23 protein-coding genes and 1 pseudogene are annotated in these 18,059 nt (G+C 37.0%); 7 read left to right on the top strand and 17 right to left on the bottom strand.

Features of this window, described 5'->3' with window-relative positions:
• Positions 1-3: 3 nt before the first annotated feature.
• From rplX to A3835_08435, 13 genes and pseudogenes are all read right to left on the bottom strand, one after another.
• A complete protein-coding gene (gene rplX, locus A3835_08375) occupies positions 4-240 on the bottom strand; it encodes a 50S ribosomal protein L24 (GenBank protein ID ORI06374.1) in 237 nt (78 codons plus the stop codon).
• The gene (locus A3835_08380; protein ORI06375.1) at positions 240-608 is read right to left on the bottom strand and encodes a 50S ribosomal protein L14; all 369 of its coding nucleotides are present in this window, start codon (positions 606-608) and stop codon (positions 240-242) included. Before A3835_08380 ends, rplX begins: the two co-directional genes overlap by 1 nt.
• Complete coding sequence (locus A3835_08385) at positions 608-859, bottom strand: 30S ribosomal protein S17 (protein ID ORI06376.1); 252 nt, start codon at positions 857-859, stop codon at positions 608-610. Before A3835_08385 ends, A3835_08380 begins: the two co-directional genes overlap by 1 nt.
• Before the next feature lies 1 nt (position 860).
• On the bottom strand, positions 861-1,055 hold the full coding sequence (locus tag A3835_08390; protein ORI06377.1) for a 50S ribosomal protein L29: 195 nt from the start codon (positions 1,053-1,055) through the stop codon (positions 861-863).
• A complete protein-coding gene (locus tag A3835_08395; protein ORI06378.1) occupies positions 1,042-1,467 on the bottom strand; it encodes a 50S ribosomal protein L16 in 426 nt (141 codons plus the stop codon). The genes A3835_08390 and A3835_08395 overlap by 14 nt, the downstream gene beginning before the upstream one ends.
• A 2-nt stretch (positions 1,468-1,469) precedes the next feature.
• Positions 1,470-2,168, bottom strand: a complete 699-nt coding sequence (locus A3835_08400; protein ID ORI06379.1) for a 30S ribosomal protein S3 — start codon at positions 2,166-2,168, stop codon at positions 1,470-1,472.
• A gap of 1 nt (position 2,169) precedes the next feature.
• The gene (locus A3835_08405; protein ID ORI06380.1) at positions 2,170-2,502 is read right to left on the bottom strand and encodes a 50S ribosomal protein L22; all 333 of its coding nucleotides are present in this window, start codon (positions 2,500-2,502) and stop codon (positions 2,170-2,172) included.
• Positions 2,503-2,513: 11 nt separating this feature from the next.
• Entirely contained in the window at positions 2,514-2,795 is a 282-nt protein-coding gene (locus A3835_08410; protein ORI06381.1) for a 30S ribosomal protein S19, read from the bottom strand.
• A 2-nt stretch (positions 2,796-2,797) separates the two neighbouring features.
• Positions 2,798-3,631, bottom strand: coding sequence for a 50S ribosomal protein L2 (locus A3835_08415; protein ID ORI06382.1), 834 nt, complete (start codon positions 3,629-3,631; stop codon positions 2,798-2,800).
• A 1-nt stretch (position 3,632) separates the two neighbouring features.
• Positions 3,633-3,913, bottom strand: a pseudogene (locus A3835_08420) (50S ribosomal protein L23).
• A gap of 1 nt (position 3,914) precedes the next feature.
• Positions 3,915-4,529: a 50S ribosomal protein L4 gene (locus A3835_08425; protein ORI06383.1), complete on the bottom strand. Its 615-nt coding sequence runs from the start codon at positions 4,527-4,529 to the stop codon at positions 3,915-3,917.
• Positions 4,526-5,104, bottom strand: a complete 579-nt coding sequence (locus tag A3835_08430) for a 50S ribosomal protein L3 (GenBank protein ID ORI06384.1) — start codon at positions 5,102-5,104, stop codon at positions 4,526-4,528. Before A3835_08430 ends, A3835_08425 begins: the two co-directional genes overlap by 4 nt.
• 20 nt (positions 5,105-5,124) lie before the next feature.
• Positions 5,125-5,433 (bottom strand): 30S ribosomal protein S10, encoded by a 309-nt coding sequence (locus A3835_08435; protein ID ORI06385.1) that lies wholly within the window; start codon positions 5,431-5,433, stop codon positions 5,125-5,127.
• Positions 5,434-5,690: 257 nt separating this feature from the next.
• Between A3835_08435 and A3835_08440 the strand changes: the two genes are divergently transcribed.
• The 4 genes from A3835_08440 (at position 5,691) to A3835_08455 (ending at position 11,289) form a co-directional block, all read left to right on the top strand.
• Positions 5,691-8,666, top strand: a complete 2,976-nt coding sequence (locus tag A3835_08440) for a hypothetical protein (protein ORI06386.1) — start codon at positions 5,691-5,693, stop codon at positions 8,664-8,666.
• Between the two features lie 44 nt (positions 8,667-8,710).
• Positions 8,711-9,805 carry an AAA family ATPase gene (locus A3835_08445; protein ORI06387.1) on the top strand — a complete coding sequence of 365 codons (1,095 nt, stop codon included), beginning with the start codon at positions 8,711-8,713 and terminating at the stop codon, positions 9,803-9,805.
• Positions 9,806-9,883: 78 nt separating this feature from the next.
• Positions 9,884-10,738: an S-adenosylmethionine tRNA ribosyltransferase gene (locus A3835_08450; protein ORI06388.1), complete on the top strand. Its 855-nt coding sequence runs from the start codon at positions 9,884-9,886 to the stop codon at positions 10,736-10,738.
• Positions 10,738-11,289, top strand: coding sequence for a ribonuclease HII (locus tag A3835_08455; GenBank protein ORI06389.1), 552 nt, complete (start codon positions 10,738-10,740; stop codon positions 11,287-11,289). Before A3835_08450 ends, A3835_08455 begins: the two co-directional genes overlap by 1 nt.
• A gap of 46 nt (positions 11,290-11,335) precedes the next feature.
• Here A3835_08455 and A3835_08460 read toward each other — a convergent pair whose 3' ends face one another.
• From A3835_08460 to A3835_08470, 3 genes are all read right to left on the bottom strand, one after another.
• Positions 11,336-11,860, bottom strand: coding sequence for a 2-Cys peroxiredoxin (locus tag A3835_08460; GenBank protein ORI06390.1), 525 nt, complete (start codon positions 11,858-11,860; stop codon positions 11,336-11,338).
• Between the two features lie 14 nt (positions 11,861-11,874).
• Entirely contained in the window at positions 11,875-13,017 is a 1,143-nt protein-coding gene (locus A3835_08465) for a cystathionine gamma-synthase (protein ORI06391.1), read from the bottom strand.
• A gap of 216 nt (positions 13,018-13,233) precedes the next feature.
• Positions 13,234-13,689 (bottom strand): hypothetical protein, encoded by a 456-nt coding sequence (locus tag A3835_08470; GenBank protein ID ORI06392.1) that lies wholly within the window; start codon positions 13,687-13,689, stop codon positions 13,234-13,236.
• A 99-nt stretch (positions 13,690-13,788) separates the two neighbouring features.
• On the opposite strand from A3835_08470, the gene A3835_08475 reads away from it, so the two are divergent.
• Positions 13,789-14,955: a cystathionine beta-lyase gene (locus A3835_08475; GenBank protein ID ORI06393.1), complete on the top strand. Its 1,167-nt coding sequence runs from the start codon at positions 13,789-13,791 to the stop codon at positions 14,953-14,955.
• Positions 14,956-15,457: 502 nt separating this feature from the next.
• Here the strand turns inward: A3835_08475 and A3835_08480 are convergent.
• The gene (locus tag A3835_08480; GenBank protein ID ORI06394.1) at positions 15,458-16,075 is read right to left on the bottom strand and encodes a superoxide dismutase; all 618 of its coding nucleotides are present in this window, start codon (positions 16,073-16,075) and stop codon (positions 15,458-15,460) included.
• 441 nt (positions 16,076-16,516) lie between these two features.
• Here A3835_08480 and A3835_08485 point away from each other — a divergent pair, with 441 nt between their 5' ends.
• The gene (locus tag A3835_08485; protein ORI06395.1) at positions 16,517-17,512 is read left to right on the top strand and encodes a C4-dicarboxylate ABC transporter; all 996 of its coding nucleotides are present in this window, start codon (positions 16,517-16,519) and stop codon (positions 17,510-17,512) included.
• Positions 17,509-18,051: a C4-dicarboxylate ABC transporter permease gene (locus tag A3835_08490; protein ID ORI06396.1), complete on the top strand. Its 543-nt coding sequence runs from the start codon at positions 17,509-17,511 to the stop codon at positions 18,049-18,051. The genes A3835_08485 and A3835_08490 overlap by 4 nt, the downstream gene beginning before the upstream one ends.
• Positions 18,052-18,059 lie beyond the last annotated feature (8 nt).

Genomic DNA, 18,059 nt, shown 5'->3' on the forward strand with positions numbered 1-18,059 from the left:
CTCTTATCCTTCAACTTTCGCGACGTTTGATATATCAATTGGCATCTCTTTATTTACGTGACCACCATTTGGAGTTTTTTCGCTTGGTTTGATAGCTTTTTTAGCTATTTTGCATCCCTCAACTATAACCTGACCTTTTTTTGCAAGAACTGCTAAAATTTTACCAGTTTTGCCTTTATCGTCACCAGCGATGATCTTAACAGTATCGCCTTTTTTGACTTTAAATTTTACATTAGCCATTATAAAACCTCCGGAGCTAGCGAAACAATCTTCATAAAGTTAGCATATCTAACTTCACGTCCAACTGGTCCAAAAATACGAGTGCCGACTGGCTCTTTTTTGCTATCAAGTATAACAGCTGCGTTCTCGTCGAAGCGGATTAGCGAACCATTATCTCTTTGAACCTCTCTTTTAGTTCTTACAACAACAGCTTTTACAACCTGTCCTTTTTTGATCTTACCATTTGGAAGAGCTTTTTTAACAGAGCAAACTATGATATCGCCAAGTGTAGCGTATCTTCTTTTGCTGCCGCCAAGAACTTTTATACACATTAACTCTTTTGCACCGCTGTTATCAGCAACTGCAAGTCTTGTAAAACTTTGAATCATTACTCAACTCCCTTTGCCAATACAGCTTTTAAGCGAAAATTCTTGCGAGCTGAAAGTGGTCTGCACTCAACTGCAACAACTGTATCGCCTGCTCTTGTCTCATTTTTCTCATCATGAACTAAATACTTCTTAAAGCGTTTTACAAATTTATGGTATCTTGGGTGCATAACGCGTCTTTCTACCAAAATAGTAGCTGTTTTATCTCCAGCTTTTTGTAAAACAACACCTTGAATTTCTCTTTTTAATGCCATTTTACGCCCCTTGTCTTGTTGCACTAATTGCAGTGTTGATCTGAGCTATCTCTTTGCGAACAGCACTAATCTCATTAGGGTTGCTTAACTGCATAGTTTTTAGCTTTTGTCTTAAAGTAAATAAAAGCACCTTTTTCTCTTTTAGCAACGCGTTTAATTCTGCAACGCTCTTATCTTTTAACTCAGTATATTTCATTTTCACTCTCTCGCGTTACAAATTTTGATTTGAAAGGAAGTTTGTGTAAAGCCAAAGTTAGAGCTTCACGAGCCAACTCTTCGCTAACACCAGCCATTTCAAATATTATACGACCAGGTTTGATATTCATAACCCACTCTTCAACTCCAGCCTTACCTTTACCCATACGAGTTTGTAGAGGTTTTTTAGTAAGTGGCTTATCAGGGAAAACCCTAATCCAAATTTTAGCCTGTCTTTTTACGTGACGAGTTAGAGCTTGACGAGCAGCTTCTATTTGGCGAGAATTTATTCTACCAGCCTCAACAGCTTTAAGTGCAAATTCGCCAGTTGCTAAAGATGCTCCACGAGTCGCATAACCACGGTTGCGACCTTTCATTTGCTTACGAAATTTAGTTCTTTTAGGCATCAACATAATTATTTACCTCTTCTTGCTCTACGTGTTTTCTTAGGCGCCTCTTCTTCAGTTTTCTCAGGTTGAACACCTTTTTGAAGAACCTCACCTTTAAAAATCCATACTTTAATACCTATGTTTCCATAAGTTGTATGAGCCTCAGCTACACCGTAATCGATCTTTGCTCTAAGAGTATGAAGCGGAACGCGACCTTCTAGATACCACTCGGTTCTTGCCATCTCAGCGCCACCTAAACGACCAGCAACTGAAATTTTGATACCTTTAGCGCCTGATTTTTGAGCACCTTGGATAACTTTTTTCATAGCACGTCTAAATGCGACACGCTTTTCAAGTTGCATAGCTACGTTTTCAGCAGCAAGTTGAGCTGAAGCTTGAGCTTTTCTTTCTTCTTTGATATTTACATTTACTTCTTTACCGATAAGTTTACTAACTTCGTTCTTTAGGTTTTCAACATCTTGACCTTTTTTGCCAATGATGATACCAGGACGAGCTGCAACTACGGTTACACGAAGTTTTTTAGCCGTTCTTTCGATTAGAATTTGGCTAATTCCTGCATAGTAAAGTTTTTTCTTTAAAAATGCACGAATTTTGTAATCTTCACCGATATTTTCAGGAAGACTTTGTTTGGTTGGAAACCATCTAGATTCCCAGTTGCGGTTAATTCCTAGTCTAAGACCTATTGGATTTACTTTTTGTCCCATATTATGCTTCCTTCTTTTCAGGTTTAGATACTTCTACCATTACATGAGAAGTAGGTTTGCGAATTTTGCTCGCTGTTCCTCTTGCTCTTGGTCTAAATCTCTTTAATACAGGACCAGCGTCAACGCGGCAACTAGTTACTACAACCTCTTCTGGCTCAAATCCACCATTTGCTACTGCTGAGCTAATAGCGTTTGCTATAAATTTAGCACCACGATTTGGCATAAATTGCAAGCTTGCAAGCGCTAGCTCGGCATTCATGCCTTGAACTTCTCTTGCTATAAGTCTTGCTTTTGTAGGAGAAAGTCTTACGAATTTTATAATTGCTTTACTCATATTATCTCCCCTTACTTGCCGATTTTCTTTTGCACTGAGCCTTTGTGACCCTTAAATGTGCGTGTTGGAGCAAATTCGCCAAGTTTATAGCCTATATGATTTTCTGTAACATATACAGGAATAAAGCTCTTGCCATTATGAACGTTAAATGTTAGTCCAATCATTTCAGGTACAATCGTGCTACGTCTTGACCAAGTCTTGATTGGTTTGTTATCGTTTGCATTTTTTGCGGCAATAACTTTTTTCATTACATGATCATCTACGAAAGGACCTTTTTTGAGTGATCTTGCCATCTCTATTTTCCTTTCCTTCTTGAAATTATAAGCTTATCGCTAGCTTTTTTACGGCGAGTCTTAGCACCTTTGGTTGGTTTACCCCATGGAGTAACTGGGTGACGGCCTGAATTTTTCTTACCTTCACCACCACCGTGTGGGTGATCAACTGGGTTCATAGCAGAACCACGTGTTTGTGGGCGGATACCGCGGTAGCGATTACGTCCGGCTTTACCTATAGTGATGTTAGCCCAGTCTTCGTTGCCAACTACACCGATACTTGCCATACACTCAGCTAGTACCTGTCTCATCTCGCCACTTGGCATTCTTAAGATAACGTACTTCTCTTCTTTACCCATTAGCTGAGCATAACCGCCAGCTGAACGAGCTATCTGAGCGCCTTTACCAGGTTTTAGCTCAACGTTATGAACGATAGTACCAACTGGGATAAATCTTAATTTCATAGCGTTGCCTGGTTTAATATCTAGTGAGCCCTCATCGATAGATGCGATAATGTCGCCAACATTTAGGCCATTTGGTCTAATGATATAGCGCTTTTCACCATCTTTATAAGCTATAAGAGCGATACGGCAGTTTCTGTTTGGATCGTACTCGATCGCTTCAACTTTACCTTCTATACCAAATTTGCGACGTTTAAAGTCGATGATACGATAAAGTTTTTTTGCACCTGCTTCTTTATGTCTTGAAGTTATACGACCATTGTTGTTTCTACCGCCAGATGCAGGTAGTTTAACAAGCAAGCTTCTAACGCTTGGTTTAGCTGTTATATCTTCAGAGCTTAGTCCAGTCATATATCTACGACTAGGTGTATATGGTTTATATGATTTTATAGCCATCTTACGCCTCCGTATTTTCTAGCTTACGCCTTCAGGTAACTTAACGTAGAATTTCTTTATCTCGTCACGTTGGCCTGCTCTTCCTCTAAAACGCTTAACCTTGCCGCTAATTCTAAGTGAATTTACGCGAACAGGCGTTACTCCAAAATACTCTTGTAAAACCGCTTTTAAGCTGTTTTTTGTAACTCTTGGTGAAGTTTGGATAACAACAACGCCTTGTTCTTGAAGGCCTAGAGTTTTTTCTGTATAAATAATTGTTTTGATATCAGTTATATCCGCCATTTTAGCCCTCTTTTGTTATAGTTTTTAGTGCAGCTTTTTCAATAATAACCGAACTAAATGTAGAGACAAGATAAGCATTTACCTCATTTGCATCTACTAAATAGCAGTTTGCTAAATTTCTAAAAGCAAGTAGTGTTTTATCGTCTAGTAAATCTTTAACGATAAGCGTATCTTTTACTTTTAAATTTTTGATGATATTAGCTGCATCTTTTGCCTTTCCAGACTCGATTGAGATGCTATCTACTGCGAAAATTTTACCATCTTGTGCTTTTACTGCCAAAGCGTACTCAAGAGCTAGTCTTTTTTGTTTTTTATTGACTTTTTGAAAATAGTTTTTCTCGTTTGTTGGACCAAATGCAACTGCACCGCCTACCCAAACGTTAGTTCTAGTTGAACCCGCTCTTGCACCACCACGTCCTTTTTGTCTCCATGGTTTTTTACCACCACCGCTTACAAAAGCACGGCTTTTAGTATGAGCCGTATTTGCTCTTATACCAGCAAGGTAAGATTTTACATAAAGATATAGGTTGTGCGGATTTACTTCAGCGTAGCTTGCAGGAAGCTCTAACTCGCCTGAATTTTCAAATTTATCGTTTAATACGTGAATTTTACTCATTTTACAATCCTTATTTTACCCATTGCACCATTGTGACCAGGAACGCAACCTTTTACAACTACGATGCCATTTTGAGCGTCAAAGCTTATTAGCTCGTTTTTAACAGTAACTTTCTCATTGCCCATGTGTCCTGCCATTTTCATACCTGGTTGAACACGACCTGGCCATTCGCAGTTACCGATTGAACCGTGGCGTCTGTGGAAACGTGAGCCGTGGCTTTTTGGACCACCACCGAAACCATGTCTTTTTACCACACCTTGGTAGCCTCTACCTTTTGAGTTAAAGCTAACTTTTAAAATTTTAGCCTCATTTAATGGTGTAAAGTCTAGGTTTCCAACTTCGCTATTAGCTACTTCAAGCGTAGCAAATTTGTTAAATTCTGCTGTCAGATTGTATTTCTTTTGCTGACCAGCGATAGCTTTGTTGTTTGCTTTAGTGTGGGCATACGCTACGATAGCACGTTTGTTTTCGTCGATCTCACATACTTTAGCCTCAACTAGCTTAAGTAGTGTAACTGGCGTACTCTTCGTGGCAATCGTTCTACTCATGCCTATTTTTTCTACAATATATTCCATACTCTTATCCTTTTGTCCGCTTATTTCATCGCACGAACTTCGACATTAACTTCTGGAGCTAGGTCGAGTTTTGTTAGGCTATCTACAGTTTCTGGAGTAGCAGCTACGATGTCAAGCATACGAGCGTGTATTCTCATCTCAAACTGCTCACGTGAGTCTTTGTTGATGTGTGGAGATTTTAAGACTGTATAGCGTTTGATCTTTGTAGGCATTGGTACCGGGCCACGAACGTCGGCACCTGTTCGTTTGACAGCTTCTACGATTGCTGCAACAGTGCGGTCTAGAACTCTATGGTCGTAAGCTTTTAGCTTTAACCTGATTCTTTCCATGTGTTTTCCTTTAAAAAGAACTTGTCGCAAACTCGCGACCTCTTTACATCAAAATAACCCGCATAGGATCAAGCGATCGTACGAGCAAAGACGCTTGTCTTTTCGTAAAGAGAACGCGATTTTACAAAAAAGCTATTATAGTTGTCAAGAAAAACGCTATTTTTTGATGAATTTTGATTAATTATTTCCTTTTAATAAGGAAGATATAAAATTTAAAAAGATAAAATTCCAAGAAATTAAAATTTTAAAGAGAAAAGATGCCGATCTTTAATACAAAATTCTTATTAACTCAAGAACAAAATGAGGAAAAGCTTAAGAAGCGTTATTTAAATTTACAAATATATCAAGCAAAAGCTAGTGACATTAAGAGCTTCAAAGAAGAGAAATTTCAAACACAGTTTCTAAAAGATATCTTTGAAAACTGCCTTAGCTACACTTTGGACACTACTAATCCTACAACTTTTAACCTTGAGCGCGAGAAAAAGAACGAAACTGACGGCAAAAAAGCAGATGGGGCGATACTGATAAATGGCGAAGTTAGATGCGTGATCGAGCTAAAAGATCAGACTACACAGCATCTTGATAAAACTCCGTCCAACCGCGAGCTTAGCCCAGTAGATCAAGCCTTTCGCTATTTTATCTCGCATGAAAATGCCAAATATGTCGTTGTTTCAAATTTTAATGAACTGCGTTTTTACATCGGCAATAAAACAACATTTGAAAAATTTGACCTTTTTACAGCAAGCTTTGACGAGTTTAAAAGACTTCATTTACTGCTTAGCTTTGAGAGCATTAGCACGGATCTGCCGCTAAAGCTAAAAGAAAAATTTGCCACTCACGAGCGTGAAATTTCAAATAAATTTTATAAAGACTTTAGCGCATTTAGGCTCACTCTTTTTAAAAATATTTGCAAAAACAATACTAGCATTGATAAAAATAGGCTTTTAAGCCTAACTCAAAAACTATGTGATAGGTTTGTCTTTATACTATTTGCCGAAGACCGCGGACTACTAAGACTTCGCACGATAGCCGAGATAAAAGATAAATTTCAAAACCAAGTTACTGAGCTTAGTTTTTATGACTTTTACAAAATTTACTTTAAAGCCATTGATGAAGGCAGTGAACGTCTTGATATCAAACGCTACAATGGCGGACTTTTTGCCGCAGACACTGAGCTTGATGGGCTAAAGATAGACGATAGCGTACTTGAAGCACAGTTTTTAAGCGACTATGACTTTTTAAGCGACATCGGTGTAAATATCCTAGGACATATCTTTGAAAGCTCACTAAACGACCTTGAAGAGCTAAATGCACAAATAAATGGCAATGAATTTGATGCCAAACAGAGCAAACGTAAAAAAGATGGCATATTTTATACGCCAGAGTTTATAACAGAATTTATAGTTGAAAATTCGCTTGGTGCGCTTTGTAAAACTAAAAAAGATGAGCTAGGGTTTGATCTAAATGAGCTACTAGCACCCAAAAATCCCAAAAAATTAACCAAAGCAGAAAGTGAGATCAAAGACAAAATTTATGCTTACCGCGAGTGGCTTTTATCCCTTAAGATACTTGATCCAGCTTGTGGCTCTGGTGCGTTTTTAAACCAAGCTTTAGAATTTCTCATTAGCGAGCATGGCGCATTAGACACTTACCGCAAAGTATATGAGGGCGAGGGCTTGGGACTTTACGATATAGAAAGCACGATTTTAGAAAACAATCTTTACGGCGTAGATATAAATGCCGATGCAGTCGAGATCGCCAGGCTATCTCTTTGGCTCCGCACAGCTGCAAAAGGACGAGTTTTAACAGATCTTAGTAAAAATTTAGTAGCAGCAAACTCGCTTTTAGAATTTCCTTTTGACTTTAAATTTGATGTCGTTATCGGCAATCCTCCCTATGTTAGACAAGAGGCGATAAAAGAGCAAAAGCCAGCTCTACAAAAATATAAAGTTTATAGCGGCACGGCTGATTTGTTTGTCTATTTTTATGAGCTCGGCATTACACACCTGAAAGAAAATGGGCTTTTAGGTTTTATATGTTCAAATAAATTTTTCCGTGCCAGTTATGGTGAAAATTTACGTAAATTTATATTAGAAAATATACAAATAACACATATTATTGATTTTGCTGGGGTTAAAGTTTTTGAAGACGCAAGTGTAGATAGTGCGATTACTATTTTTAAAAAAATAAGAGCCGATGAAAATTCAAAATTTAATTTCCTAGCTTCGAGCACCATAAATTTAAAAACGCAAAAATTTATCCAAATACCACAATCCACACTAAACGAAACAAATTTCACTTTTCTTGATAACAGCAAATTTGAGCTAAAAAGCAAGATCGAAAAAGTTGCAAAGCCATTAAAAGATTGGGGTGTGAATATCAACTATGGTGTCAAAACTGGTCTAAACGAAGCTTTCATTATTAGTAGCGACACTCGTGATAAAATTTTAAGCACTTGTATTGGAGAAGAAAGGGAGCGGACACAAAAGCTCATAAGACCGATTTTGCGAGGTCGAGATATAAAGCGTTATGACTATGAGTGGGCTGATCTATGGCTCATTTGCACTTTTCCAGCATTAAAGATAGATATTGAAAATTTTCCAAGTCTTAAGGGATATTTACAAAATTTCTTGCCTTATATAGCACAAAGTGGCGAAACCATAAATGGTAAAAAATGCCGCAAAAAAACATCAAATAAATGGTTTGAGACGCAAGATAACATCGCTTATTATGAGGAATTCGAAAAAGAGAAAATTTTATGTGCCAGAATGGTGCAAAGTCCAAAATTTGCTTACGATACAAATAATAATATTCCAGACAATACTGCATATTGTATAACTGGCGAAAATTTAAAATTTTTATTAGCCTTTTTAAATTCAACAGGTGTTTATAAAATTTTTAACTTTTTCTATGCTGGAGGCGGACTTGAAGGCGAAATAAAAATAAATCGCTTAGAAATTTTACCTATCCCACAAATCGCGCCACAAAATGAAAATTTAGCAAACGAGATAATAAATTTGGTCGATGAGATTTTAAAAGCCAATGAAAAAATCAAGCTTTACGAGAAGCACATGCCTACTTTAAGCCTTGATGAAAAGCTAGAAGCCAAAGAAAATATCGACGCACTAAACGACAAAATCAAGGCAAGTGACGAAAAAATAGACAAACTTGTTTTTGAGCTTTATGAACTAACAAGCGACGAGATCGCACTTATAACGGGGGGGGGGTTCTGAAGGTATAGCAAAAATTTACATATACATCTTACAAAGGGGAGAAAATGAACCAATTAGAGCTTTATTACAATCAGCCGCTTAAATCAAGTAAATTTATCCCCAGAAAATACGAAATCATCTCGCCAAAAACGCTTATAATAGGCGCCATTTCAAGTGGCAAAACGGCCCTTGTTTATGAGTTTTTGAGCCATTATAAAAGCGAAGAGAGACTTTATGTAAATTTAGACGATCTAAGGATAGACAGAGCCTTACTTTTAGCAAATTTGAAAGAATTTTTAGAAAAAAATACCCAGATAAAGGTGCTCGCAGTTGAAAATTTACAAGCTGCTGACCTTGCAAATTTAGGCTTTTTAAAGGGCGTAACACTTGAAAATATCATCCTTACAAGCAAGGAATTTTCACTCTCACTTGAGGGCTTTGCTCGCATAAATTTAAACTATCTCGATTACGAGGAATTTATACTATTTTTTAAGAAAAATTTGGACCAAGACCTGTTGTTTAGCTACTTTTTGGCTCACGGCAACGAGATAGCAAGTGCCTTTTTAGACTCTAGCGAGGTTATAGCGCACTTGCAGCAGCTCTTAAGAGCAAATTTAAGCGAGCAAAGCATTGCGATTTTAAAAGAATGTGCTCCAAAATGTCACGATGTGCTTAGTACTTTTGGTATCTATAAAAACCTAAAAGAGCAGATGAAAATTTCAAAAGATAGTGTCTATAACACAGTAGCTAGCCTTAATGAAAATGGCTTTATAGAATTAGTACCAAATTTAGATGAGAGCAGCACGAGCAAAAAGCTCTACTTTACAAATTTTGCACTTCGTAACGCTTTATACCTAAAAAAGGATTTTTTAGCTGTCTTTACAAATGTCGTTTTTTGCGAGTTGCTTAAATTTAAAGATGAAATTTACTACACAAAAGAGATTGATTTCTTCCTTAATAAAAGGAAGATTGCGATCATCTGTGTGCCGTTTTCTGCACCAGAGATCATCTTCTTGAAATTTAAAAAACTCCACGCAAGCTTAAAAGAGCTGGGTGTAAGTAAGCTTCAGATAATCAGCGTTGCAAACCAAGCTGAGCTTAGCTTTGAGGGCATAAAATGCGAAATTTTGCCATTTTCTAGGTGGAGTCTAGGTTTATAAATTTAAACCTTTATTTGATTATTGTTTTAAAAGCTTAAAGTAAAGAAGCTATAATCAACAAAACTATGAAGGACGGACATGAGAGCATTTATTGGGATTTTTATACTTATAGTAGGCCTATTTGGCTATGAGATAAATCACGAAAACTGGGCAAAATTTTATAAATTTATTGGTGAGGCAAATGGTATAAAATTTGAAGTTTATATGAACTATTTTAAAGATGAATTTGAAAATTTCAAGCAAAGCAAGAGCTTTAAAGTGCCGGCCAAGATAAGCGGACATATCTTTTTTGATGGTACAAAATACGACTACGAAAAAGGTAATCTTGAGCAAAATAGCAGTGAAATTTCATCGCTAAATGCTGTATCTGATAAGATAAATTTAGACGTTAAAAATGAAAATGGCGAGCTAAAGGGCAAAATAATCGTTAAAAACAAAGCCTATAGTGCGACTATCAAAAAAGAAAAAGAGTATGAAATGCTAAATATTGGCATCCAAATGACCGAAGCAAATGGCACGAGATACGAAGCTATCATCAACGACATATTTGCCAAAGAATCGGCTAAAAAAAATAAAAATAAATTACTCTCGACACTTTATGACCTAAAAAGCGAGCGTAAAAAATGGCCAAATAACCAATTTGAGAGCCTAGATAACATCTACTATATAAATGACAAAATAAAAAGCATCTGTACCTATAAAAATAATAAAACTAGCTGCGATGTCGTCTTACTTAAAACCAACAAAAAGCTAAAGTTAAAGCAGATTTTTAAAGATATAAATGATCCTCATCTAAAAGCAATCCTCGCAACAGCAGGTGTTAGCGAGAATTTTGTACTTTCGCCACTTGGGCTTACCTTTTTAAATGAGGAGCAAATTAGCGTGCCACTTGATGAGCTAAGACCATATTTTAGTGAGGATATCGGGCTTTAATGGCAAAAATTTGTGGCATAGATGAGGCTGGACGTGGGGCTTTAGCTGGGCCTTTAAGCGTAGCGGCCTGCGTGCTAAATAAAGAAATTTCAGGTTTAAACGACTCCAAAAAACTAACCGCAAAAAAGCGTGAGGAGCTTTTTAAAGAGATTATAGAAAGCTCAAATTTTCTCATCATCTACTTCTCAAATGCGCAAATAGACGAACTTGGGCTAAGCGAGTGCTTAAGACGAGCGCTCAAAATTTTTAAGGCGCATTTTGAGGGTTTTGAGATCATTTATGATGGAAATTTAGACTATGGTGTTGGTATTACAACGATGATAAAAGCTGACAGCAAAGTCGCTGAGGTAAGCGCTGCTAGCATATTAGCAAAAGTTAGCCGTGATAGTTTGATGAAAAGCTGGGATAAAATTTACTCAAAATATGGCTTTGCTGAGCACAAAGGATACGGCACAAAGGCACATTTAGATACTATTGCTAAGTTTGGCTATTCAAGCTTTCATAGAAAAAGCTTTGTAGTAAAGTCTTTTGAAAAATCTCTATTTGACTAAGATTAATTATCTAAGCATCAAATAGATGCTTAGATAACGCCTTTTTTTAATGGCAGCCACAACCACAACTACCACTACTTTTAATAGCATCAAATACAGCATCGTAGTTTGGCTCTTCTGTCAATTCAGGGACGATTTGTTTGTGAATTATTACGCCATCATTGATGACAAATACCGCTCTTGCAAGTAGTCCTTTTAGTGGACCATCGCTCATTAAAACGCCATAGTTTTTAGCAAATTCTCCGTATCTAAAGTCGCTTCCGACACGTAAATTTGCTATGCCTTCAGTCGTGCAAAATCTCCCCATCGCAAATGGCAAATCATTTGAGATGATACTTAGTTTTACGCCATGTTTGCCAGCTACTTTTTCGTTAAATTTACGAGCCTCTGCTGCGCAAACGCCAGTATCAAGTGATGGTAAGCAAACAAGTACTTCTACGCCATTATTTCCGCCTACACTAAACTCGCTAAGATCTTGTGCTACGACTTTTGCCTCAGGTGCATAAGAGCCTACAAAGACCTCATTTCCACTTAAATTTACCTCACTACCTTTAAATTTTGTAGTTGCCATATCTATCTCCTTTATTATTTTTTTGCTTTTTTAAATGCTTGATCAAGATCTGCTATTAGATCATCAGCGTTTTCGATACCAATTGCTAGGCGAAGCAAGTTTTGCTTTATGCCGATCTTATCTAGTACCTCTTTCGGATATGCCTCATGTGTCATCGTCGCAGGCCTGCAGATAAGACTTTCTACACCACCAAGGCTCACTGCTAGATCAAAAATTTCTAGCGATTTTACAAATTTATTTACATCATATTTTTCATAAAGCTCAAATGAGATGAGAGCACCGATGTCGCTTGCTTGAGCCGCTTGCATCTTTGCCTCTTGCTCGCTATATGAGCCAGCAAAATGCACCACGCTAACGGCGTCATTATTTTGTAAAAATTTGATGATTTTATGTGTATTTTGTGTTTGTCTATCAAACCTAACGCTAAGCGTTTTAAGCCCACGTATTAAGTAGTATGCGTCCATCGGGCTTATGATACCACCAAGCGTGTTTTTAGCAAATTTTATCTTCTCAGCCAAAGCATCATCGTTTAGCGTGACGATACCAGCGATCACATCAGCGTGTCCACCGATATATTTTGTAGCGCTATAAACCACGATATCAGCTCCGTGCTCAAGCACTCTTTGATAATAAGGCGTTAAAAATGTGTTATCTACGATGACTAGAGCGCCTTTTTTGTGAGCGATCTTTGAAATTCTAGCGATGTCTGTCACTCTTAATAGAGGATTTGACGGAGTTTCGATGAATATCGCCGCTACGTCGTCACTTATGTCATCTTCGCTTAAAAAATTTAGATCGTCTATAAATTCGCTCTTTATACCGTGGCTTTCAAAAACGGTTGTAACATATCTATAAGTGCCGCCATAGACGTTGCTATTTAGTAGGACCTTTTGCCCAGTTTTTATAAGGCTAAGTGCAGCTGCTGTTGCTGCCATGCCTGAGCCAAAGCTAAATGCGTATTTGCTGCCTTCAACTTTTGCAAAAATTTCATCAAATGCTTTTTTGGTTGGGTTGCTACCACGAGAATATGCAAATTCTTGAAAATTCTCAAGATCATCTTGCACAAACGTACTTGCTAAAAAAATAGGCGGAATGACAGCTTTATTTGGATTATTCTTAGCTTCAATGCCTTTTACGATCAATGTGTCAAGTTTCATAAATTTCCTTTTAAAAATTTGTGAAATCTTACATAATAAAGATTAATCTTCCCCAAACCCACCCAAAACGTAGCTAAATCAGTAAGTGGTAGTAACATTTATTTTTAAGAATGCATTTTTTAAATTGCTGGGATAAATTTAAACTTTTGCTCTCTCCCCGCAAGCCTAATAAATTTTTCTTTTTACTCGCCTTTAGCTACATTTTCACCATAAATTTTACTCTACAAGATCAACTTGCCAGTTTGCCTCTTGTAGCTTCATATCTAGCTCTCTGATCTCTTTAGATAGCTCGTCTATTTGCTTTTGGAGCGTGGCCACATCAACACTACTTAAAATTTTTATCTCACTATTTGAGTAAAGATCGACTTTTTGGCTTGCGCTTTTGGCAAAATCCCTAAGCACGCTTGCTTTTTGGCTTAACGTATCTTTTTTAGCGATCATTTCAGTTAGACTCGCACCTTCAAATTTTGCACTTGAGTTTGTTAAATTTATAGCCAAGATCAGTCTAAATAGCTCATCGCTTAGCCTATCAAGCTCTTTTAAAAGAAGCTTTGGATCTTCGCTAGGTCTTTCATTTTCTTGCATTTTTGCATTATCGAGCAATCTACCTTTTAGCTGCTCTAAGCGTTTTTGTGTATCAGCTCTTAAAATGAGAGCCTGAGCTAATTTCATCATTTTTCCTTTTGAAATATTAAATTGAGAGAAAATTTCAAATTATATTAGTATCTTTTGGGTTATAATTGATTTAAAATTTTATTTTAAGGAAAAGCTATGAAGTACGATTTTGATACGCTTATTAGCAGAGATGGCACCAACTCATCGAAGTGGCGAATGAAAAACGATGTTTTGCCAATGTGGGTTGCTGATATGGATTTTAAGGCTGCACCTGAAATTTTAAATGCCCTACAAAAGCGTCTTGATAATGGCGTCTTTGGCTACTCATTTATTCCAAAAGAGTGGAACGAAGCGATTAAAGGCTGGTGGAAAAGGCGTCATGATGTTAGCTTTGAAAACGATTGGATGTGCTTTTGCACTGGCGTTATACCAGCGATTTCAACTGCGATTAGAAGATTTAGCAATCCAGGAGATCAAATTTTAGTTCAAGCTCCCGTCTATCACGTATTTTTTAACTGCATCAAAAATAATGGTCGTGAAATTTTATCAAACGACCTTATCTATAAAGATGGCTCTTATGAGATTGATTTTGAAGACCTTGAAGCAAAGCTAGCTCAGCCGCTAACAACTATGATGCTTCTTTGCAATCCACACAATCCAATAGGAAAAATTTGGGACAAAGAGACGCTTAAAAAAATAGGCGAGCTTTGCTATAAGCATGATGTTTTGGTTATCAGCGATGAGATCCACTGCGATATAACTGATCCTGGTCTAAGCTATGTGCCATTTATCAGCGTTAGTGAAGAGTGTAAAAATAACTCAATCACATGCATCTCACCTACAAAAGCCTTTAATATCGCAGGACTTCAAAGCTCAGCTATCGTCACACCAAATGAGCAGATACGTGCCAGAATAAATGCGGCTGTAAATTATGATGAGATAGGTGAAGCAAATGCCTTTGCGATAACTGCGACAATAGCGGCATTTAACGATAGTCAAACATGGCTTGATGAGCTTAGGGAGTATCTTTTTGAAAACAAAAAAATCGTTATAAATTTTATAAAAGAGCAAAATTTACCAGTAAAACTTCTGCCTTCAAATGCGACTTATCTTTTGTGGCTTGATTGTAGCGCGTTTTGCGAGGATTCGAGCGAATTTATGAATTTCTTGCGTGATAAAGCTGGACTATGGCTAAATGACGGCAATGCTTACAGGGGAGATAGATTTTTCCTCCGTATGAATATCGCAACCCAAAGAGCCAGAGTGCTTGAAGGGCTAAAACGCTTACAAAATGGTATAAATTTATACACTTCAAAAAAATAAATTGAGTAAATTTGGCTGGGTGGCTTTTGAATTTTAAGCTACTCCTGCCTAATATTAATACAGCTCGGTGCATTTTTGAAGCAGTAAATATTGCCCCAATATTTTTAAATATCAAATCAAATTGTACTGATAATTTTAAAGGCAAGATGACCTACACTAGTTTTTATTTGGTTGCTTTAAATTTAAGTACAAAAACCACTCAACCACAATGTAGCAGACCGATAAAAGCGAGCATTTTATGCCTTTTTGAAGTGATAAATTCTATACCCATGGCTTATAAAATTTAGCAGTGGTTTAAAATTTTCAACAAAGCAGAAATTTGAAGTTAAGATAGCTTATGCTGGTTTCAAATTTAAGAGAAATTGTTTGCTAAAACAAAATTTTGAGCCATTTTTGAAGTTACACTTTCTTTTAAAACAAGGTGGTTTTTGCTAATAAATTTGATGATTTTAAAAATTTAGATAAAAGTAGAAATTTAAAGGCGGGGAAGCCCCGCCAGATATTATTTGTGAAGTTCTTTTGTGTAAAACTCAACTGAGCCTAAGCCCTCTTTTAGCGCCCACTCGTAAGCTTTACTTACAAATTCCCAGTTTATGTTCTCATAAAATATCTCTAGGTATTTTGGACGAGCGTTGAAGTTGTCGATGTAGTAAGCGTGCTCCCAAACGTCAACAACTAGAAGTGGCACTTTGCCATCGCTCACTGGAGTTTTTGCGTTGCTAGTTTGCACGATCTCTAACTTTTTACTACTTGGATCAAATACAAGCCACGCCCAACCTGAGCCAAAAAGTGTTGTAGCTGCTTTTAAAAATTCCTCTTTAAAATTTGCGAAATTTGCCTCGATCGCAGCTTTTAGCTCGTTTGACATCTCACTTTTTTTAGCGATGCAGTCCCAGTAAAAGTCGTGGTTGTAAACTTGAGCGACATTGTTGTAAAGCCCACCTTCGCTATTTGTTAGAATTTCATAAAAAGATGCGTTGGCAAATTTTGTATCTTTTATAAGATTGTTTAAATTTGCTACGTAAGTTGCATGATGCTTGCCGTAGTGGTATTCACAGGTTTTTGCGCTAACTACTGCATTGCTATTTGCATCAAATGGAAGTTTTCTAAGTTCAAACATAATAATTCCTTAATAATAAAATTTGTTGTTTCGTATTATAGCCATAAAAAATTAATAAATAAAAATCTTTTAAATTTAGCCACAAAATATAGGCTAAATTTAAGCAAGACTAAACTTACATTTTTTGGCTGACTTTTAAGCTTATGAAAAAGCAAATTTAGAGCAAAATATCCTATGCATTTGGTTAAATGGATTCAAAATTTTATTAAAAGTAAAAATAAAATAAATTTTATGTGTAAAAAGTAACAAATGTACTTTAAAAGTTTAGTTATCGAAAAATTATAAAAATCTTTTGAAAATATAAATTAGCTTTTTGAAGTATATTTGTTACTAAAATACACATATAAAAATAAATAGCTGTGAATTTACGAAACAAAATTTCTAAATTTTTATTTTTGAAATTTATAATACGTTTAACGAAACCATTACAAAGGATAAAAGATGAAATTCTTACAAGCTTTACTTTTTACTTGTGCCATCAGTGGCTTAGCATTTGGTGCCGATAAGGTCTATACTATCAAATTTGCTCACGTTGTCGCAGCTTCTACGCCAAAGGGTAAGGCAGCTGACTTCTTTGCTAAGCGTGCTGAGGAGCTAAGTGGGGGCAAACTAAAAGTTCAAGTTTTCCCATCAGCTCAGCTACTTGATGATGATAGAGTTTTTGGCGCGCTAAAGCTTGGCAATGTCCAAATGGCAGCTCCTAGTTTTTCTAAATTTACACCTATCGTACCGCAGTTTCAGCTGTTTGACCTGCCTTTCATCTTTAAAGATGCAGAGCACCTTCATAAGGTCCAAGACGGCGAGGTCGGCGAGGAGCTAAAAGGCCTTGTGACTAAGAAAGGCTTTGTGGCGCTTGATTACTGGGATGCTGGATTTAAGCACTTTAGCTCAAGCAAAAAACCAGTTCTTGTGCCAGAAGATGCAAAAGGACAAAAATTTAGAATCCAAAGCTCAAAGGTGCTTGAAGAACAAATTAAAGTAGTTGGTGGCAACCCACAAGTTTTACCATTTTCAGAGGTTTACTCTGCACTTCAACAAGGCGTAGTTGATGCGACTGAAAACCCGCTTTCAAATTTCTATAACTCAAAATTTCACGAAGTTCAAAGCTCGCTTACACTTTCAAGCCACGGATATTTGGGCTATTTAGTCGTTATGAGCGATAAATTTTGGAGCAAGCTACCAGATGATCTAAAAGCAAATGTAAAACAAGCTCTAAGCGAAGCAACAGCTTTTGAGAGAGAAGAGACAGCAAAAGAGGACGCTCACGTCATAGCTGAGCTTGAAAAATACATCGCTGCTAGTAAAAAACTAGAAATTTATAAGATCGATGACGCACAAAAAGCCGAGTGGCAGAAGGTTATGCAGTCAATCTATCCTAAATTTTACGATGTTATCGGTAAAGACCTCATAGAAAAGACTCTTGGGACAAAATCATGAAGAGCTTTTTTAATGTCCTTGATATAGCGATAGCCTCACTAAATAAAACTATCGCAGTAGTTGGGCTCGCAAGTGGAACATTGCTAGCCTTTGCAAATGTTATGGCTAGATATTTTTTCGATAAAAGCTGGTCTTGGGCGAGCGAGCTATCAAACTATCTTTTTATCTGGTCGGCGTTTTTTGCCGCGGCATACGGCTTTAATAAGGGCATTCACGTCAGTGTAACTATTTTGGTGGAAAAATTTCCACCAGCCCTTGCAAAAGCGTGTTTAATCTTCTCTCATGTACTAACTACTGTATTTTTGTTATTTATCGCAGTCTATTCGATTGATTATCTACAAATTCTTCACGAGATCGAGCAGATGATAATAGACCTTGGCATACCTCAATGGGTCCCTATGGTAGTGCTTCCAATAGCCTTCGTTACAGCTAGCTACCGCTCAACCGAAAAAGCCATAAAAGTAGCTCTAACGCCTGCAGAAAATGTCGTGAGCAATGAAGCGCACGAGCTAGCTCATGGAAGCGTAGTCAAAGATTAAGGAGAAAA

This window comes from Campylobacter concisus (assembly GCA_002092835.1).
GTDB lineage: Bacteria > Campylobacterota > Campylobacteria > Campylobacterales > Campylobacteraceae > Campylobacter_A > Campylobacter_A concisus_K.